The organism is Delftia sp. WSY_10 (genome assembly GCF_043104705.1).
Taxonomy (GTDB): Bacteria; Pseudomonadota; Gammaproteobacteria; order Burkholderiales; family Burkholderiaceae_C; genus Comamonas; species Comamonas tsuruhatensis.
This window is the reverse complement of the sequence record NZ_JBICKY010000012.1, coordinates 522,818-541,248: the sequence shown is the minus strand read 5'-3', so window position 1 is coordinate 541,248 and position 18,431 is coordinate 522,818. Positions and strand designations below refer to the sequence as shown.

The following is an 18,431-nucleotide window of genomic DNA, read 5'->3' as shown; positions in this document are numbered from 1 at the left end:
CGCCACAGGCAAGGGATGCGAGGGCGGGCCAGCAGGCGGCCAGCCAGCCCCGGCTGGCCCAGGCGCAAGGCGGGCCGCCCACCGGCAGCTGGGACTGGCCGCGCACGCTGGCCGCGCGCGGCGCCCAGGCGCTGGCGCCCGAACATCTGCAGCGCCGCCGCGAGCCGCCGCAGGCCACGCGGCTGCATTGCTTTGTGCTCGATTGCTCGGCCTCCATGGCCGCCAGCGGCGCACTGGCGCGGGCCAAGGGCGTGCTGCTATCGCTGATGGAAGAGGCCTACCGCCGCCGCGAGCAGGTGGCGCTGATCTGCTTTGCGGGCACGCGCGTGGAATTGCGCCTGCCGCCGCGCAAGGCTGCGGCCTGGAATGACGACTGGATCGCGCCCATCGGCGGGGGCGGCGGCACGCCGCTGCAGGCGGCCGTGGAGCATGCGGGCCAGTTGCTGCAGCGCCATTGCGGCGCAGAGGCCTCCTGCCAGGGCTGGCTGTGGCTGCTCACCGACGGCCGCACGCGCGAGCGGCCCGCGCGGCCTGCGGCGGCGCAGGAGGCGGGCATCGTGGACTTCGAATCAGGCCGCGTGCGCCTGGGCCGGGCGGCTGCGCTGGCCGCCGCCTGGGACGCACGCCATGTGCGGGCCGATGATTTCGCAGGCTGATCTGCGGCTCTGACGAGGTCAGGCCGGCCAGCTCAGCTCGAACAGCGCGCCGCCGCGCTCGCCCGGCAGGCATTGCGCCCGCCCGCCATGGGCCTGGGCAATGGCCTGGACCACGGCCAGGCCCAGTCCGCTGCCCTTGCTGGCCCCCACGCCGGCGTTTTTGCGGCTGCGGGCGCCTTCGCCGCGCTGGAAGGCGTCGAAGATGCGCGGCGCAAGGTCCGCCGCCACGCCGGGGCCGCTGTCTTCCACGCGCACGGTGCACAGGCCCTGGCGCACGCGCGCGGCCACCAGCAGGGGGCCGGGTTGCGCATACAGCATGGCGTTTTCCAGCAGTGCCAGCAGGGCCTGGCGTATGCGCACGGGGTCGCAGACCACGGGCTGCTCGTCCAGCTCCAGCGCCAGTTGCAGGCCCGCCTGCTCCAGCGCCGGCCCCACGGCCAGGGTCACCGATCGCACCTCGCCGGCCAGGCAGGTCTGGCGCAGCTCCAGATGCAGGTGGCCGTTGTCCTGCAGGCCCAGCAGGCGCAGATCGTCGATCAGGCGGGTCAGCCCCTCGACCTGGGTCATCAGGCTGGCCAGCATGTCCTTGCTGGGCAGGAAGACGCCATCGGACAGGCCTTGCAGCCGTCCGCTGAGGATGGTCACGGGCGTGCGCAGCTCATGGGCGATGGCCGCGCTCCAGAAGGCGCGCTCCTGCGCCATGCCTTCCAGGCGCTGGGCCAGGCTGTTGAAGTCGTGCACCAGCTGGGCGGCCTCGTGCAGCGCGCTGTCGTCGGTGTGCGCGCGCGCCGAGAGGTCGCCCTGGGCCAGCTGGCGCAGGCTGATGGCCACCGAGTCCAGCGAGGGCAGGATGCGCCGCGACAGCCGCGTGGCCACGAAGATGGCGATCAGCAGGGCGATGACCAGGGTCAGCAGCACCCAGGCCAGCTCCACGCTGGAGGGCATCCAGCCGTCGGAGACGCTGGCCGGGTGAAAGGTCAGCAGCAGTGCATAGAAGGCGTACGAACCCAGCACGCACAGCACGACCACGGCCAGCGTGACGGCCGACATGGTCAGCACCACCTGCCGGCGCAGGCCCGGCACTGCGCTCATGGATCCATCCCCAGCCGGTAGCCCACGCTGCGCACGCTGTCGGGCATGCCCTGCAGGCCCAGGCCTTCGAGCTTCTTGCGCAGCTTGCTGATGTGGCTGTCCACGGTGCGTTCCAGCGTGTGGCCTTCGGGCAGGCAACTGAGCAGCAGCTCGGCGCGGCTGAACACGCGCCGGGGCGAACGCACCAGGCTGGCCAGCAGGTTGAATTCGGTCACGGTGAGTTCGGGCACATGCGTGGCGCCCTGCACCTGCACGCTGACCTCGCGGCTGTCCAGGTCCACGCGAAAGGGGCCGGCCTGCAGTAGCTTGGTATCGCGGAGCCGGCCCTGGCCGCAGCGGCGCAGCACGGCCTGCACGCGCGCCACGACCTCGGCCGCATTGAAGGGCTTGCCCACGTAGTCGTCCGCGCCAATGCGCAGGCCGATGAGCTTGTCCACGTCCTGGTTGAGGGCGGTGAGCATGATGACGGGCGTGTCGCCGCGCCGGCGGATTTCGGACAGCACCTGCCAGCCGTCGAGGCGTGGCATCTGCACGTCGAGAAGAACGAGATCGGGTTTCAAGTGGTGGTGCAGTTCAAGGGCCTGCTGGCCATCGGCGGCATGGACGGTGCGCAGGTCGCTGCGGGCCAGGTAGGCGCACAGGATGTCTGCGATCTCGGGCTCGTCCTCGGCAACGAGGATGAGCGATGTCGATGGCTGGAAAGGCAAGGGCTGGGCAATGATAGAAGCCATTTTGGGTCGCGGCGGCGGCTGTGTTCATCTCCATCGTTCTTCCACATTTCCCGGGCCGAAATGCCATCGAAAGAACGCAAGCTGTTTCCCTGTGCCGCCGCCATTGGCCGGCATGCGAAACAAAGCGATGAATATGAAGTCACAGCGGCAGTGCCGTATGAGCGGGTGGAGCGGTCAGCTTTTGCAGCGGCTCCCTGAGTGAATGGCCCTTGCGGCAACACGCCGCAGGCCGAAGCCGCACCGGCAGGAGTTTCCTTCATCCCCATGCCTCCTGGCAATCTGGATTTGCATCCGGATGGCCCCTCAGATGATTCGGCGCCAGGCGCCGTATTTTTTCCGCAGCGCGCCCTGGCGCGCATTGAAAACCAGACCTCGCGTCCATGCCACAGTTCTTCATTCACCGGCCCGTCTTTGCCTGGGTCATCGCGCTGTTCATCGTGCTGCTGGGCGTGCTCGCCATCCCGCAATTGCCGATATCGCGCTATCCCACGGTGGCGCCGCCCACGGTGAGCCTGTATGCCACCTATCCGGGCGCCACGCCCAAGACGCTCAATGATTCCGTGGTCTCGCTGATCGAGCGCGAGCTGTCCAGCGTCCGCCACCTGCTGTACTTCGAGTCCTCGGTGGACACCTCGGGCTCGGCCGAGATCAAGGCCACCTTCAAGCCCGGCACCAACCCGGAGCTGGCCCAGGTGGATGTGCAAAACCGCATCAAGGCCGTGGAGCCGCGCCTGCCGCAGGCCGTGCGCCAGAACGGGCTGCAGGTGGAGTCGGCCACGTCGAGCTTTCTGCTGCTGGTGGGCCTGATCTCGCCGGGCGGCGAGTTCGACGAGCTGGCACTCAATGACTACATGGCGCGCAACATCGTGGAGGAGCTGCGCCGCATCGAGGGCGTGGGCCGCGTGCAGCTGTTCGGTACCGAGCAGGCCATGCGCGTCTGGGTCGATCCGGCCAAGCTGATTTCCTACGGGCTGTCCATGGGCGACCTCACCCAGGCCATACAGCAGCAGAACATGCAGATCGCCCCGGGCCGCGTGGGCGATGCGCCGACCGCGCCGGGCCAGCGCGTGACCACGCCGCTGACGGTGCAGGGCCAGCTGACCTCGCCCGCGCAGTTCGCGGCCATCGTGCTGCGCGCCCATGCCGACGGCTCCCGCCTGGTGCTGGGCGACGTGGCGCGCGTGGAGCTGGGCGCGCAGTCCTATGCCTTCTCCAACCGCGAGGACGGCAAGCCCGCCACCAGTGCCGCCGTGCAGCTGTCGCCCGGTGCCAATGCCGTGCGCACGGCCGCTGCCGTGCAAAAGCGCATGGCCGAGCTGGCCTCCATCCTGCCGCAGGGCATGCAGCACACCATCTCGTTCAACACCGCGCCCTTCGTCAAGATCTCCATCGAGAAGGTGGTGCAGACCCTGGTCGAGGCCATGGTGCTGGTCTTCCTGGTGATGTACCTGTTCCTGCAGAACCTGCGCTACACGCTGATCCCGGCCATCGTGGCGCCCGTGGCGCTGCTGGGCACCTTCGCCGTGATGCTGGTGGCGGGCTTTTCCATCAACGTGCTGACCATGTTCGGCATGGTGCTGGCCATCGGCATCATCGTGGACGACGCCATCGTCGTGGTCGAGAACGTGGAGCGCCTGATGGCCGAGGAAGGCCTGTCGCCGCGCGATGCCACGCTCAAGGCCATGAAGGAGATCACGGGCGCCATCATCGGCATCACCCTGGTGCTGACGGCGGTGTTCGTTCCCATGGCGTTCGCCAGCGGCTCGGTGGGCGTGATCTACCAGCAGTTCACGCTGTCCATGGCCGTGTCCATCCTGTTCTCGGCCTTCCTGGCCCTGAGCCTGACGCCGGCGCTGTGCGCCACCTTGCTCAAGCCGGTGGCGGCAGGCCACCACGAGAAGAAAGGCTTCTTCGGCTGGTTCAACCGCGGCTTCGAGCGGCTGACGAACCGCTACGAGGCCCATGTCACGGGCCTGGTGCGGCGCACGGGCCGCATGATGCTGCTGTTCGCGGCCATCGTGGCCATCCTGGTGTTTGCGCTGCGCCAGCTGCCCTCGGCCTTCCTGCCCGAGGAGGACCAGGGCTACTTCATGACCTCCATCCAGCTGCCGGCCGATGCCACGGCCGAGCGCACGCTGGACGTGGTCAAGCGCTATGAGGAGCATGTGGCGCAGCGCCCCGGCATCGCCTCCAGCATCTCGGTGCTGGGCTTCAGCTTCGCGGGCTCGGGCCCGAACGCGGCCATGGCCTTCACCACGCTCAAGGACTGGGACCAGCGCAACGGCGCCACGGCCGGCGAGGAAGTCTCGCTCGCGCAAAAGGCCATGGAACACGCGCCCGAGGGCGCCATCATGGTGCTGCAGCCCCCGGCCATCGACGAGCTGGGCACTTCCTCGGGCTTCACCATGTACCTGCAGGACCGCACGGGCCAGGGCCATGCCGCGCTCAAGTCGGCCACCGACCAGTTGCTGGCGCTGGCCGGCAGCAGCAGCGTGCTGGGCTCGGCCTACCAGGACAGCCTGCCTTCGGGCACCAGCGTGCGGCTGGAGATCGACCGCCAGAAGGCCCAGGCGCTGGGCGTGGGCTTTGCCGCCATCAGCGAGACGCTGTCCACGGCCATGGGCTCGCTGTACGTCAACGACTTCCCCAACGCCGGACGCATGCAGCAGGTCATCGTGCAGGCCGACGCGCCCGCGCGCATGCAGATCGATGATGTGCTCCGGCTGAACGTGCGCAACGCTGCGGGCGGCATGGTGCCGCTGGCCGAGTTCGCCACGCCCGTGTGGTCCGAGACGCCGCTGCAGCTGGTGCGCTACCAGGGCTTCCTGGCGTCGCGCATCTCGGGCACGCCTGCGCCCGGCACATCCAGCGGCGCGGCCATGGCCGAGATGGAGCGGCTGGTGGCCCAACTGCCGCCCGGCTTTGCCGTGGCCTGGACCGGCCAGTCGCTGCAGGAGCGCCAGTCGGCCGCGCAGGCGCCCCTGCTCATGGCCCTGTCCATGCTGGTGGTCTTCCTGGTGCTGGCCGCGCTGTACGAGAGCTGGTCCATCCCGCTGTCGGTGATGCTGGTCGTGCCCCTGGGCCTGCTGGGCGCGGTGGCCGCCGTGCTGCTGCGCGGCATGCCCAACGATGTGTTCTTCAAGGTGGGCCTGATCACCATCATCGGCCTGTCGGCCAAGAACGCCATCCTGATCGTGGAGTTCGCCAAGCAACTGCGCGAGGAAGGCCAGGATCTGCGCGAGGCCGCCATCAAGGCCGCGCGCCTGCGGCTGCGGCCCATCCTCATGACCTCGCTGGCCTTTGCGCTGGGCGTGGTGCCGCTGATGCTGGCATCGGGCGCCAGCGCCGAGACCCAGCACGCCATCGGCACGGGCGTGTTCGGCGGCATGGTCAGCGGCACGGTGCTGGCGGTGTTCTTCGTGCCCGTCTTCTTCGTCTTCGTCCTTGAATGGCAGCGGCGCATCGCCGGGCCGCGCGGCAGTGCGCGCCGGCCGCCGCCTGCTGCCGACCCCGGAACCTGAACCATGCCCCTATGGATCGCGCTCAACGCCCTGTGCTTTCAGGGCTGCCCGCCGGCACAGTCTTCGAACCCTTGCGCTCCATCGGCGCCTGCAGCCCCTAAGCGGCAGGCCGGGCCCACCGGAACCGAGCCGCCGCGTGCAAACGCCGGTGCGCATGCCGGCCCCCTTGGCCCCGACGGCGCCGATGGCGCCCCCTCCGGCACGGCCAGCACGTCCGTCCCATGATTTCTATAATGGCGGCTTCGTTCGCCATTGCAGGAGGTATTCGTCCCATGCGCCATTGATGCTGCCGCTGTCCCAGCGGCCCGCTTTTCCCGACCCTGCCCACCGCACGCGCAATGCATGCAAAGCGGCAAGGAACTGCGTTGGCATCCATGAACCGCGATATGACGAATACCACGATCACGCTCGACGGCGTTTCCTGCGTGCTGCCCGATGGCAGCCCCCTTTTCTCCGATCTTTCCGAAACCCTTGACCACCGCCGCACCGGCCTGGTGGGGCGCAACGGCGTGGGCAAGTCGCGGCTGGCGCGCATCCTGGCCGGGCTGGATGCGCCCTCGCAGGGCCGCTGCCTGCGCTCGGGGCAGGTGCTGTACCTGGCCCAGCGCACGGACTGGCACGACCAGCCTTCGGTGGCGGCGCTGGCCGGGCTGCAGCCCGCGCTGGAGGCGCTGGCGCGCATCGAGGGCGGCAGTTGCGAGCCCCGCGACTTCGAGCTGCTGGCCGACCGCTGGGACCTGCGCCAGCGCCTGCAGGCCCAGCTGGAGCTGGCGGGCCTGGGCCATCTGCGTGCCGATACGCCGGGCCACGCCCTCAGCGGCGGCGAGGCCATGCGCGCGGCCCTGGCGGGCGCGCTGCTGTCGGGCGCCGACCATCTGGTGCTGGACGAGCCCAGCAACCACCTGGACCGCGAAAGCCGCCAGGCCCTGGCCGCGCAGCTGCAGCGCTGGCCCGGTGGCCTGGTCGTGGTCAGCCATGACCGCAGTCTGCTGCAGGGCATGGAACGCATCGTGGAGCTGTCGCCGCAGGGGCTTCGCAGCTACGGCGGCGGCTACGCCTTCTATGCCGAAGCCAAGGCGCGCGAGATGGCCTCGGCGGTGCAACTGCTGGAGCAGCGCAAGCTGGAGCGGCGCCGCGAAACGCAGCAGCTGCGCGAGCAGCAGGAGCGCCAGCAGCGCCGCGAGGCGCGCGGCCGCCGCCATGGCCAGGAGGCCAACCAGGCGCGCATTCTGCTGGACCGGCAAAAGGAGCGCAGCCAGGCGTCGGCCGGCCGCCTGCGCCGCCAGCAGGCGGACACGCGCGAGGCGCTGGACCAGCGCGTGCGCGAGGCGGCGCGCCAGATCGATCTGCAGGCCGGCATCCGCATGCAGGCGCCGCCACCGGTAGGCGCTGCCTGCGACGTGGTGGCGCTGCTGGACGATGTGCTGCTGCCGTTTTCGTTGTCCACGGGGCCGCGCCTGAACCTGTCTCTGTACGGCGGCCAGCGCCTGGCCGTGACCGGTCCCAACGGCTGCGGCAAGACGCGCCTGCTCGATGTGCTGTCAGGCCGCCTTGCGCCCCAGGCGGGCGAGGTGCGCCGCATGCAGGCCTGTGCCTACCTGGACCAGCGCCTGTCCCTGTTGCAGCCCGGGCGCACGGTGATGGAGCAGTTGCAGGACGCCTGCCCCGGCACCCCCGTGGATGTGCTGCGCACGCGCCTGGCCTGGCTCGGACTGGCGGCCCGACAGGTGGAGCAGCCCGCGGGGCGGCTCAGCGGCGGCGAGCAGCTCAAGGCCGCCCTGGCCTGCGCGCTGCATGCCGAGCCGCCCGCGCCCCTGCTCCTGCTGGACGAGCCCTGCAACCACCTGGACCTGCCTTCCCTGCAGGCGCTGGAGGCCATGCTGCGCGGCTACGCCGGCACGCTGGTCGTGGTCTCGCATGACGAGGATTTTCTGCAGGCCATCGGGCTGACCGACCGCCTGGTGTGGTCGCCGCAGGGCTGGCGAATGGAGCCCGCCTAGCTTTCCTGCGCTATCAGCGCCTGCAGTGCGTTCACGTCGGTCACCAGCAGCGCCTGGCGCCCCTCCTTGCGCAGCAGGCCGCGCCGGGTGAGGGCTCCCAGCTCGCGCGTGACCTGCTCGCGGTTGGTGCTGATCTTGCTGGCCAGCACCGAGTGCGAAGGCACGGGGCTGATGAGGGCCGTGTGCTCGGGCGAGACGCCCGCCTCCCGGGCCAGGCGCAGCAGCTCCCTGTGCAGGCGCGTGGGCACGCCCAGGGTGCTCAGCTCCATGACGCGGTCGGTCAGCCGGCGCACCAGGCCGGCCAGGCCCTCCATCATGCGCAAGGCGATGGCAGGCTCGCGCGCCAGCAGGGCCAGGAAGTCCTGGCGCGAGAGGCTGGCCAGCAGCGAGGATTCCAGGGTGACCACATCGGTGGAGCGGGCCTGGCCGTCAATGGCCGCCAGGTCGCCGAAGTGCTCGCCGGGCCCGTAGTCGCGGAAGCTGACCTCGCGCCCGCTCGGCGAATAGGTGGTGATGCGCACGCGCCCGCTGACCAGGAAGAACACGTCGCTGCCCGTGGAGCAGCGGCTGAACACGGGCTGGCGGGCCTGCAGCGGGCGCCATTCGCAGTCGGCGGCGATGCGGTCCAGGCTGGCGGTGCCCAGGCCCTCGAACAGGGTGATGCCGCGCAGGGCGAAGCTGGAAGGCGGGGTAGGGTGGGCCATGGAACCAATAGCGGGCGGAATGTACAAAGATTCTGGATCGGGCTGCGCTGTCCCAAGTTCCTTCAAGCCGCCATTGTTCCTGTCTTGTCCTGCCGTCGGGCGCATCATCCGTGTCCATGGCCCGTGTCCTTCCTCCGTCCCTGCGCAGTCTCCACTGGTCCACCGGCCTGGTGCTGTGGACCTATGCGGCGCTGCACCTGTCCAACCATGCCCTGGGCCTGGTCTCGCTGGCCACGGCCGAGGCCGTGCGCGAGGTGATCCACGGCGTGTGGCGATCCCTGCCCGGCAGCCTGCTGCTCTACGGCGCGCTGGCCGTGCACATGGGGCTGGCGCTGCAGGCGCTCGCGCGGCGGCGCAGCCTGCGCATGCCGGCGCTGGAGGCCGTGCGGCTGCTGCTGGGCCTGGGCCTGCCGCTGCTGCTGGCCCTGCACGTGCCGGCCACGCGGCTGGCGCAGGAGGCCTGGGGCGTGGACCCCTCGTATGCGCGCATCGTGCGTTCTTCCTGGAATCCGTCCAGCATGGCCATCCAGCTGCTGCTGATGGCGGCCGCCTGGACCCATGGCTGCATGGGCCTGCACATGGCCCTGCGTGCACGCGGCTGGTGGCGGCGCTGGCAGCCGCTGCTGCTCACGGCCGCCGTGCTGCTGCCCGTGCTGGCGGCGCTGGGCATCGTCTCCATGGCGCGCGAGATCGCGGCGGCCGGTGTGCCAGCGCCGGCCGGCCCCTCGCCCGAGGCATCGCAGTGGCTGCGCGCGCTGACGACCGGGCTGCGCCAGGGCTGGCTGGCCTGCCTGGCCGCGCTGCTGGCCGGCCCCTGGCTGTGGCGGCGCATGCGCCTGCGCGGCGCCCGCCAGGTGCTGCTGCACTATCCGGGCCGCACGGTGCAGGTGCCCCAGGGCATGAGCGTGCTCGAAGCCAGCCGCGAGCATGGCATTGCCCATTTGTCGCTGTGCGGCGGCAGGGCGCGCTGCTCCACCTGCCGCGTGCGCGTGTCCGGCCCGGCGGCCCACCTGCCTGCGCCGGGGCGGGACGAGCGCCTCACGCTGGAGCGCGTGGGCGCGCCGCAGGACGTGCGGCTGGCCTGCCAGCTGCGGCCCACGGGCGATGTGCAGGTGGCGCCGCTGTTCCGCTCGCCGGCAGCCGCCCAGGCCGGGCGGGGCGATGAGCAGCGCGAGGTCCGCGAAGTGCGCGAGGTGGCCATCCTGTTCGTGGACCTGCGCCGCTGGTCCGGCCTGGCCGAGCGGCAATGGCCCGTGGACCTGTCCTGGGTGCTGGACCAGTATTTCGAGCGCGTGGGCCAGGCCGTGCACGACAGCGGCGGCATGGCCAACCAGTTCATCGGCGACAGCGTGATGGCCATCTTCGGCCTGGATACCGACCTGGACACGGCCTGCCGCCAGGCCGTGCAGGCCAGCGCCCTCATCGACCGGCGCATGCAGGAGTGGAGCGCGAGCTTCGAGGCGCAGTTCGGCCAGCCGGTGGATTTCGGCATGGGGCTGCACGCGGGGCGCGCCGCCGTGGGGCGCGTGGGCTTCGAGCACACCACCACCTTCACGGCTGTGGGCGAGGTGGTCAACACGGCCAGCCGCCTGCAGGAGTACACCAAGAGCGCCCAGGCGCGGCTGGTGCTGTCGCTGGAGGTGGCGCGCCGCGCGGGCGCGGCCGATGGCCTGGGTGAAGTCCGGCAGGTGCAGGTGCGCGGGCGCTCCGAGCCCTTGCCGGCCCTGCATGTGGCACGGCCCGGCCTGCAGTGGCCCTGAGGGTGGATGGTGGGCGTGGACGATGAGCGTGGACAGTGAGCGCGGGAGCCGGAGAGTTTGCGCAAAGCTGTGCGTTTAGGCACTGACGTGCAGGCGGGCGAAGACGAGACTGCAGCCATGCAGAACGCAATCACGCGCTGCAGGATTTGACAAAGGATTCGCCATGAAGCACGCAAAGACCCTCTTCGCCATCACCGCCCTTTCTGCCGCCCTTTCCTCCGCCTTGTGGTCGGGCATGGCCTCGGCCGCCACGGTATCTGCAGAAACCTGGTTCGGCGCCGAGCCCGCCAGCTCCGGCCCCGCGCTGTCGCGCGCCGAAGTGCAGGCCGACCTGGCCCTGTGGAACCGCGCCGGCCTCAACGTCTACCGCGAGTTCGATGTGAACCACTGGGATGCCGACTACCAGCAGCGCCTGGCCCAGTACCAGCGCATGCGCAGCGGCCCCGAGTACCTGGCCGAAGTGCAGCGCCTGGGCGGCTCGGTGAAGGCGGCCGAAGGCCAGGGTTCCGGCCGTGTCCCGGGCTGAGCCGACGATGCGCGCCGCCACGCATTCCACTGCCCATGCCGCCGCATCGCCCTGGGCCGACTTCGCGCCGCTGCTGGCCCGGGTGCTGCTGAGCCTGCTGTTCATCTACAGCGGCATCGGCAAGCTGATGGGGCCGGAGGGCACCATGGCCTATATCGCCAAGGCGGGCCTGCCGCTGCCCATGCTGTCGTATGCCATGGCGCTGGTGGTGGAGCTGGGCGTGGCCACGGCCCTGCTGCTGGGCTGGCGAACCCGCGAGGCCGCGGCCGTGATGGCCGTGTTCAGCGTCATGTCGGCGCTGATGTTCCACAACCAGTTCGGCGACAAGGGCCAGCTGGTGCAGTTCCTGAAGAACCTGGCGATTGCCGGCGGATTCGTGCAACTGATGCTGGCGCCCGTGGCGCGCTGGAGCCTGGACGCACGGCGTTGAATGCGAGCCAGTGTTGTGCACTGAACACTGCCTATGAAACCGGCGCTGCCCAAAGCCGGGGACACCGAGGAAGGGCCGCCCCGCCCCGAGGGTGTCGTCCCCCTCCCTCGCGAAGCGAGTAGAGAGGGGGAAGGCGCGTAAGCGCCTCAGGGGGTGTCTATTGTTTTCACACCTTGATGCCTTTTTCAGCCAGGCGTCGGGCATAGGCGGCCAGGATCAGCCGCTCCGAATGCACCAGGTATTCATTGAGCGCGGCAGCGGCCTCGGCCGGCTTGCCGTCCTCGAACTGCTGCAGGATGCGCGCATTCATGTCCACATAGGGCGCATGCAGGAAGTGCGGATCGCGCAGCAGGCCGAAGGCCAGGCGCAGCTCGGCCAGCAGGTGCTCGAACATGGTGTCCAGGCGCTCGCTGTCGGCCAGCTGCACCACGGCCTTGTGGAAACTCATGTTGGCCGTGCCCACGCCGGACCAGTCCTGGGCCTCGCGGTGGCGCTGGGCCGCTTCCACGGCTTCGCGCATCAGGCTGCGCGCCGGGTGCATGGGATAGGCCTGGGCCAGGGCCTGGCACTCCACCATGCGGCGCACGCGGTAGATGTCGATGATGGAGGCGATGCTGGGCGCCGCCACCGACACGCCCTTGTTGGGCTCGTGCACCAGCAGCCCCTCCTTGGTCAGCAGCCGGAAGGCCTCGCGCAGCGTGTTGCGCGAGATCTGCAGGCTTTCGCTGAGCGAGGCTTCCGACAGCTTCTGCCCGGGCTCCCAGGCACCATCGATGAGCTTGCTGCGCAGCTGCTCGGTCACGCGGTCGGTCAGGTTGAGGATGTCGGTGCTGCGGGTCATGGTGGTCGGGATGCAAGGGCCAGAGCGCAGTGTAGCCAGCGCCGGGCCGGTCGCCGGTTTCGTGCAGTGCTCAGGTGGGGTGTTGCAGCCTGGCGAAGGCCTGCAGCGTGCTGTCCACGGCGGCATCGTCGATATGGCGGTGCGTGACCAGGCGCAGCAGGCCGGCGCTGCCCGTGCGCACCAGCACGCCGGCCTGGGCCAGGCGTGCTTGCCACAGGCGCGCTTCGGCCGCGCTGGTGTCAACGCGAACCTGGACGATGTTGGTCTGCGGCAGTTCGGCCGCGCACCAAGCCGGGTCGATGGCGCGCAGGCCCTGGTGCAGGCGGCAGGCGCGCGCATGGTCGTCGGCCAGGCGCTCGACCATGTGCTCCAGCGCCACCAGCCCTGCCGCCGCAATCACGCCGGCCTGGCGCAGGGTGCCGCCGAGCATGCGCCGTATGGTGCGCGCCCGCGCGATGAAGTCGGCCGGCCCCATGAGCACCGAGCCCACGGGCGCGGACAGCCCCTTGGACAGGCAGACGGTGACCGAGTCCGTGTGCGCAGCCATCTCGCGGCAGGACAGGCCCAGGGCCACGGCGGCATTGAACAGGCGCGCGCCATCGGTGTGCACGGGCACGCCATGGCGGCAGGCCAGCGCATGCACGGCGGCCAGCGCCTGGGGCCCGGCGACGGTGCCGCCCCGCGCATTGTGCGTGTTCTCCACGGCCACCACTGCGCTGGGGCAGCGTGCGGAGATGGCGGTGTCCAGCGCCGCCTCCAGCGCGGGCAGGGCGATCAGGCCGCCGTCGCCGGCCAGGCTGTGGTAGTGCATGCCGGTCAGGCCCGCGGCGGCGCGCTCGGCGTTCAGCAGATGGCTGCCGGCCTCGGCCAGCACCTCGCCGGGCATGCGGCCATGGGCGAGCACGGCCACCAGATTGCCCATGGTGCCGCTGACCACGAACAGGCCCGCAGCCTTGCCGAAGCGCTGGGCTGCGGTCTCCTCGAGCGCGCGCACGGTCGGGTCGCCGTCCAGGCCGTCATCGCCCAGCGGGGCGCGGGCCATGGCTTCGAGCATCTGCGGCGTGGGGCGCGTGACGGTATCGCTGCGCAGGTCGATGGCGTCGGGAAGAGGGTGCAGGCTGGACATTAGTCGGCCTTGATATTGCGTTCCTTGACGACGCGCGCCCAACGCGCCGCGTCGGTCTCCATCTGGGCGCCGAACTCTGCCGCAGTGCGGGGCGTCAGCTCCAGCCCCAGGGACTGCAGCTTGGCCTGCAGCGTGGGCGTGGCCATGGCGCGGGCCACGGCATCGTGCAGCGTGGTCTGGATGCCGGAGGGCAAACCGGCAGGCCCCAGCAGGCCGAACCAGTGCAGCACGGTCAGGCCGCGCACGCCGCTTTCGCCCAGCGTGGGAACCTGGGGGAGGGCCGGCGAGCGTTGGGCGCTGGTGGTGGCCAGGGCGCGCAGCGCACCGCTTCGGATATGCGGGATCACGGTGGGTGCCGAGGCGAACATGCTCTCGGTATGCCCGGCAACCACATCGGCAATGGCCTGCCCCGAGCCCTTGTAGGGGATGTGGGTGATGAAGGTGCCGGTCTGCTGCTTGAACAGCTCACCCGCCAGATGCGTGGCCGTGCCCGTGCCGCCCGATGCAAGGTTGAGCCGGCCCGGCTGCGCTTTGGCCAGGGCCACGAATTGCTTCACGCTCTGCGCCTTGAAATTCGGGTTGACGGCCAGCACCAGCGGCGATGATCCGATCAGGGCCACGGGCGTGAAGTCCTTGAGCGCGTCGTAGGGCGTCTTGTACAGGCTGGGCGTGATGGTGTGCGGCATGTCGGCCATCAGCAGCGTGTAGCCGTCAGGCGCGGCCCGCGCCACCATTTCTGCGCCCAGCATGGCCGAGGCCCCGGGCCTGTTGTCCACGACCACGGGCTGGCCCAGTTCACGCGACAGTTCCGTGCCCAGCGCGCGGGCGATGTTGTCCGAGCCGCCACCGGCCGTGTAGGGAACGATGATGCGCACGGGCTGCGCCGGCCATTTCTGCGCTGGCGCAAGGCCGGGCAGGGCAGCGGCGGCCAGGATGAGCAGGCGGCGTGGCACACCGCGGTGGGAAGCGCAGGGCACAAGGCGGTGGCGTTCGGCAGGCATGGCGAGAACTCCTTGGTGCGGCGAGAGAAAGAGACCATCGCGGCCCGGCCCGCAAGCCGCCACCGGCATCAACCGATGAAGCGCCCCGCGTTGCCCAGCACGCCCAGGTCGATGAAGCTGGAGCCCACATGCGGCGGCTGGCCGCTGTAGTCGATCACAAAGCCGCCCATGTCCCAGTTGCGCATGCCGGCCAGCGCTGAGCGCAGCCTGGCCTGGGTGGGGTCGCGGCCGGCGCGTTCCAGGCCCTCGGCCAGCACGCGTGCATTCACATAGGCTTCCAGCGAGCCCATGGAGAACTCCTGCTGGCCGTGGGCGCGCAGGGCCGATTGGTAGTCGCGCACCAGTTGCAGCCGGGCCTGATGGGGCGCGGGGACGACCATGGTCATGGCAAGGCCCCGGGCATCGTCGCCCAGCGGCTTGAGGCTGTCGTTGGGCAAGGTCACGCTCAGGCCCGTGAGCAGCACGCCGGGCACGCTTTTGCGCAGGCCGCGCACCAGCGCGACCGACACCGTGCCGGCCGTGGCCAGCAACACGGCGGACGGACGGGCCGCATGCACTTTGTTCAACACTTCGGCCAGGTTCTTGCCATCGGTGGCAATGGCCGCCTGTACGGAGGGGGCCATCTTCCCGGCTTCCAGTGCGCGTGTGGCGTCTTCCAGTATTTCCCGGCCGTAGGCGTTGTCCAGGTAGACGATGCCGATGCCCTTGAGGCCCATGCCTGCAAGCCGCTGTATCAGTCGGTGGACCTCATTGGTGTAGCTGGCCCGGACATGGAAGACGTTGCGCGCGCCCTTGCGCAGCGACGAGGCGCCCGTGATCGGCGCCACGTAGGGAACGCCAGCCTCTTCGATCAGCGGAATGATGGCCGCATTGTTGGGCGTGCCGTTGCACGACAGCAGGGCGAAGGCCGTGCCCTTGGACAGCATCTGCCGCACGTTGTCGGCCGAGCGCTGGGGCACATAGCCATCGTCCACGATCTGCAGCTGCAGCGTGCGGCCGTGAATTCCGCCGCGGGCATTGATCTGCGCCATGGCCGCTTCCGTGCCCAGCTTGATGTCGGTGCCGTATGCGGCCAGCGGGCCGCTCAGGGACACCGTGGAGCCGATGGTGATGGCCTTGGCGGACAGGCCGGCCTCGTCGGCAAAGGCATTGCGCACGAAGGCCGGCGCCAGGGCCGGGACCGCTGCGATGGCCGCAGCGCGGGGAACCAGGGAAACAATCTGACGGCGTCGCATGGATTCAGGGCTCGGGCAAGGTGGGTTGGGAGCAGGAAGGGCCATTCACGACGCCTGCCGCGCATGCGCCCAGCGCTGGTAGCGCGGCCCATTGTAGGAGGCGGCCTTGCCGCAGGCGATACCGGCGCAGGGGCATTGTTGCATTCATGTCTTCTATCGTTATTCAATCATCGATAGTTTTCTTGAATTTGGCAAGAACCCTGTCAGTGCACATTGCGTAGGCAGGTGTATGCGGGTTTGTACTATCAGTATGCGTTGATTGTCTTAATCACAATTCGTTTCTGTAAGACAAATTACTAGTTTTGTTGAACAAAACCAGGTCGGCAGCGCACTCCTTGCCACCGGGTTGGGCATGCGGGGTGGCTCGACGGCCGTCGCGCACCGGGGGTGTGAAGGGGGAATCAACATGCTGACTGACGTCAATCTCTGGCCGCTTATCGGGGTGGCCATCATCGTTGCGGGCTTCGTGCTGCGCTTCAATCCCATGCTGGTCGTGATCGTCACGGCCATCGGCACGGCACTGGCGGCGGGCTTTCCCGTCGACAAGGTGCTGGCCACCATCGGCACGGGCTTCATCAAGACGCGCAACCTGCCGCTGATCATCCTGCTGCCGCTGGCCGTGATCGGCCTGCTGGAGCGCCATGGCCTGCGCCAGCATGCGCAGAACTGGATCAGCTCCATCAAGTCGGCCACCGCTGGCCGCCTGCTCATCGTCTACCTGGCGGCGCGCCAGCTGACGGCCGCCGTGGGCCTGACCAGCCTGGGCGGGCATCCGCAGATGGTGCGCCCGCTGCTGGCGCCCATGGCCGAAGGTGCGACCCAGTCGCGCTTCGGCATCCTGCCCGCCAAGGTGCGCGACAAGCTGCGCGCCTACTCGGCCGCCACGGACAACGTGGGCCTGTTCTTCGGCGAGGACATCTTCGTGGCCTTCGGCGCCATCGTGCTGATGACCACCTTCCTGAAGGAAGCCGGCATCGAGGTCGAGCCCATCCACGTCGCGCTGTGGGGCATTCCCACGGCCATCTGCGCCTTCGTGATCCATGCCTGGCGCCTGCGCCGCCTGGACCGCATGCTGGAGCGCGAACTGGCCCAGTACAAGGCCGGTGTCGAAGCCGACGCGGCCAATGCCAACGCCACCCAAGCCAAGGGAGCCTGAAATGACGCTGACCATCCAACACCTGTACTACCTGGTCGGCTTCGTCCTGGCCGTCACGGCCGTGATGACGCTGCGCGATGCCAGCAATCCCAAGCGCTGGTCCAGCGGCCTGTTCTGGGCGCTGTATGCGGCCGTGTTCCTGGTGGGTCATGAGCTGCCCCCCATGGTGGTGGGCGTGATCGCCGTTGCCATGGCGCTGATCGCCGGCTTCGGCGGCGTGGGCAGCGGCCGCCACGCGCCGCGCAGCGATGCCGAATACCTGGCCAGCGCCAAGCGCCTGGGCAACAAGCTGTTCGTGCCGGCACTGGCGATTCCGCTGATCACCATGGTGGGCACGCTGAGCGCCTCGCACCTGGTCTTCGGCGGAACGCCCCTGCTGGACCCCAAGGCCACCACGCTGGTGAGCCTGGGCGTGGGCTGCGTGCTGGCGCTGGGCCTGGCCTGCTGGCTGACCCGCGAGACGCCGGCCCAGGGCATGCGCGAATCGCGCCGCCTGACCGATGCGCTGGGCTGGGCCCTGGTGCTGCCCCAGATGCTGGGCATGCTGGGCCTGGTGTTCTCGGACGCCGGCGTGGGCAAGGCCGTGGCCTATGTGACCACCACCTATATCAACATGGACATCCGCTTCGTGGCCGTGGCCGTCTACGTGCTCGGCATGGCGCTGTTCACGGTGGTGATGGGCAATGGCTTCGCGGCCTTCCCGGTGATGACGGGCGGCGTGGGCGTGCCCATTCTGGTGGGCGTCTACCATGGCGACCCGGCCGTGATGGCGGCCATCGGCATGCTCTCGGGCTACTGCGGCACCCTGCTGACGCCCATGGCGGCCAACTTCAACCTGGTGCCCGCCGCGCTGCTGGAGATCGACAAGAATGCCGTGATCCGCGCCCAGGTGCCCACGGCCCTGGCCCTGCTGACGGCCAACGTCTTCCTCATGTATTTCCTGATGTTCCGTTAAAGGACGGACTGTTGCCATGACCGATTCCACTTCCCCGCGCATCCTGGTGACCGGCTTCGAGCCGTTCGAGCAGGACCCTGTCAATCCCTCGTGGGAAGTGGCGCGTGCCCTGCATGGCGAGATCGTGGAGGGCGCCACCGTCCACGGCCTGCAGCTGCGCTGCGTGTTCGGCGAATCGCTGCGCCAGCTGCAGGAGGCGCTTGCGCAGCTGCAGCCGGTGCTGGTCATCAGCCTGGGCCTGGCCGGCGGCCGCAGCGAGTTCACGCCCGAGCGCGTGGCCATCAATATCGACGACGCCCGCATTCCCGACCATGCGGCGCGCCAGCCCGTGGACCAGGTGGTGATCCCGGGCGCGCCCGCCGCGTACTTTTCCACGCTGCCCATCAAGGCCGTGGTGCACAACCTGCGTGCGCGGGGCATTCCGTCTTCCGTGTCCAACACGGCGGGCACCTTTGTCTGCAACCACGTGTTTTTCGCGCTCATGCACTGGCTGGCCCAGGGCAAGGCTGCGCCGGGTGCGCGGGGCGGCTTCATCCATGTGCCGGCCCTGCCTGAGCAGGCAGCGCGCAAGCCGGGCATGCCCAGCATGTCGCTGGCCGACCAGGTGGCTGCCGTGCGCGAGACCATCCGCACGGCCCTGACCGTGTCCCAGGATCTGAAGGAAAACGCCGGCCAGCTGCACTGAACCCCGTGCACC

General features: G+C 69.6%; 16 protein-coding genes. 9 read left to right on the top strand and 7 right to left on the bottom strand.

The annotated features are described in order from the left end of the window. Window positions 1-194 precede the first annotated feature (194 nt). Window positions 195-656, top strand: coding sequence for a VWA domain-containing protein (locus tag ACF8ML_RS04550; protein ID WP_235434683.1), 462 nt, complete (start codon window positions 195-197; stop codon window positions 654-656). Window positions 657-674: 18 nt separating this feature from the next. Here the strand turns inward: ACF8ML_RS04550 and ACF8ML_RS04545 are convergent, their stop codons facing one another. Continuing rightward, window positions 675-1,748: an ATP-binding protein gene (locus ACF8ML_RS04545; RefSeq protein WP_016448780.1), complete on the bottom strand. Its 1,074-nt coding sequence runs from the start codon at window positions 1,746-1,748 to the stop codon at window positions 675-677. Then, a complete protein-coding gene (locus ACF8ML_RS04540; RefSeq protein WP_016448779.1) occupies window positions 1,745-2,479 on the bottom strand; it encodes a response regulator in 735 nt (244 codons plus the stop codon). Before ACF8ML_RS04540 ends, ACF8ML_RS04545 begins: the two co-directional genes overlap by 4 nt. Window positions 2,480-2,859: 380 nt before the next feature. Between ACF8ML_RS04540 and ACF8ML_RS04535 the strand changes: the two genes are divergently transcribed. Both ACF8ML_RS04535 and ACF8ML_RS04530 read left to right on the top strand, forming a co-directional pair. After that, on the top strand, window positions 2,860-6,000 hold the full coding sequence (locus tag ACF8ML_RS04535) for a multidrug efflux RND transporter permease subunit (protein WP_392406433.1): 3,141 nt from the start codon (window positions 2,860-2,862) through the stop codon (window positions 5,998-6,000). Window positions 6,001-6,374: 374 nt separating this feature from the next. Continuing rightward, window positions 6,375-8,000, top strand: coding sequence for an ABC-F family ATP-binding cassette domain-containing protein (locus ACF8ML_RS04530; protein WP_392406431.1), 1,626 nt, complete (start codon window positions 6,375-6,377; stop codon window positions 7,998-8,000). On the opposite strand, the gene ACF8ML_RS04525 is transcribed toward ACF8ML_RS04530, so the two are convergent. After that, complete coding sequence (locus ACF8ML_RS04525; RefSeq protein WP_209671153.1) at window positions 7,997-8,704, bottom strand: Crp/Fnr family transcriptional regulator; 708 nt, start codon at window positions 8,702-8,704, stop codon at window positions 7,997-7,999. The genes ACF8ML_RS04530 and ACF8ML_RS04525 overlap by 4 nt on opposite strands. Before the next feature lie 116 nt (window positions 8,705-8,820). On the opposite strand from ACF8ML_RS04525, the gene ACF8ML_RS04520 reads away from it, so the two are divergent. The 3 genes from ACF8ML_RS04520 to ACF8ML_RS04510 all read left to right on the top strand — a co-directional run bounded on the left by ACF8ML_RS04520 (window position 8,821) and on the right by ACF8ML_RS04510 (window position 11,420). After that, the gene (locus ACF8ML_RS04520; protein ID WP_392406428.1) at window positions 8,821-10,464 is read left to right on the top strand and encodes an adenylate/guanylate cyclase domain-containing protein; all 1,644 of its coding nucleotides are present in this window, start codon (window positions 8,821-8,823) and stop codon (window positions 10,462-10,464) included. A 163-nt stretch (window positions 10,465-10,627) separates the two neighbouring features. Then, window positions 10,628-10,990: a DUF4148 domain-containing protein gene (locus ACF8ML_RS04515; RefSeq protein WP_392406427.1), complete on the top strand. Its 363-nt coding sequence runs from the start codon at window positions 10,628-10,630 to the stop codon at window positions 10,988-10,990. Window positions 10,991-10,997: 7 nt separating this feature from the next. Beyond that, window positions 10,998-11,420, top strand: coding sequence for a DoxX family protein (locus ACF8ML_RS04510; protein ID WP_047218891.1), 423 nt, complete (start codon window positions 10,998-11,000; stop codon window positions 11,418-11,420). A gap of 166 nt (window positions 11,421-11,586) precedes the next feature. On the opposite strand, the gene ACF8ML_RS04505 is transcribed toward ACF8ML_RS04510, so the two are convergent. The 4 genes from ACF8ML_RS04505 to ACF8ML_RS04490 all read right to left on the bottom strand — a co-directional run bounded on the left by ACF8ML_RS04505 (window position 11,587) and on the right by ACF8ML_RS04490 (window position 15,623). After that, complete coding sequence (locus ACF8ML_RS04505) at window positions 11,587-12,261, bottom strand: GntR family transcriptional regulator (protein ID WP_016448773.1); 675 nt, start codon at window positions 12,259-12,261, stop codon at window positions 11,587-11,589. Window positions 12,262-12,331: 70 nt separating this feature from the next. Beyond that, on the bottom strand, window positions 12,332-13,387 hold the full coding sequence (locus ACF8ML_RS04500; RefSeq protein ID WP_016448772.1) for a low specificity L-threonine aldolase: 1,056 nt from the start codon (window positions 13,385-13,387) through the stop codon (window positions 12,332-12,334). Beyond that, the gene (locus tag ACF8ML_RS04495) at window positions 13,387-14,388 is read right to left on the bottom strand and encodes a tripartite tricarboxylate transporter substrate binding protein (RefSeq protein ID WP_047218890.1); all 1,002 of its coding nucleotides are present in this window, start codon (window positions 14,386-14,388) and stop codon (window positions 13,387-13,389) included. The genes ACF8ML_RS04500 and ACF8ML_RS04495 overlap by 1 nt, the downstream gene beginning before the upstream one ends. Window positions 14,389-14,456: 68 nt before the next feature. Continuing rightward, complete coding sequence (locus ACF8ML_RS04490) at window positions 14,457-15,623, bottom strand: ABC transporter substrate-binding protein (protein WP_016448770.1); 1,167 nt, start codon at window positions 15,621-15,623, stop codon at window positions 14,457-14,459. Between the two features lie 406 nt (window positions 15,624-16,029). Between ACF8ML_RS04490 and ACF8ML_RS04485 the strand changes: the two genes are divergently transcribed. From ACF8ML_RS04485 to pcp, 3 genes are read left to right on the top strand one after another with little or no spacing between them, the layout of a single operon-like run. Next, window positions 16,030-16,779, top strand: a complete 750-nt coding sequence (locus ACF8ML_RS04485) for a DUF969 domain-containing protein (RefSeq protein WP_012207528.1) — start codon at window positions 16,030-16,032, stop codon at window positions 16,777-16,779. Between the two features lies 1 nt (window position 16,780). Then, window positions 16,781-17,734 carry a DUF979 domain-containing protein gene (locus tag ACF8ML_RS04480; RefSeq protein ID WP_016454392.1) on the top strand — a complete coding sequence of 318 codons (954 nt, stop codon included), beginning with the start codon at window positions 16,781-16,783 and terminating at the stop codon, window positions 17,732-17,734. A gap of 16 nt (window positions 17,735-17,750) precedes the next feature. Next, complete coding sequence (gene pcp / locus ACF8ML_RS04475) at window positions 17,751-18,419, top strand: pyroglutamyl-peptidase I (RefSeq protein ID WP_016454391.1); 669 nt, start codon at window positions 17,751-17,753, stop codon at window positions 18,417-18,419. Window positions 18,420-18,431: the final 12 nt, after the last annotated feature.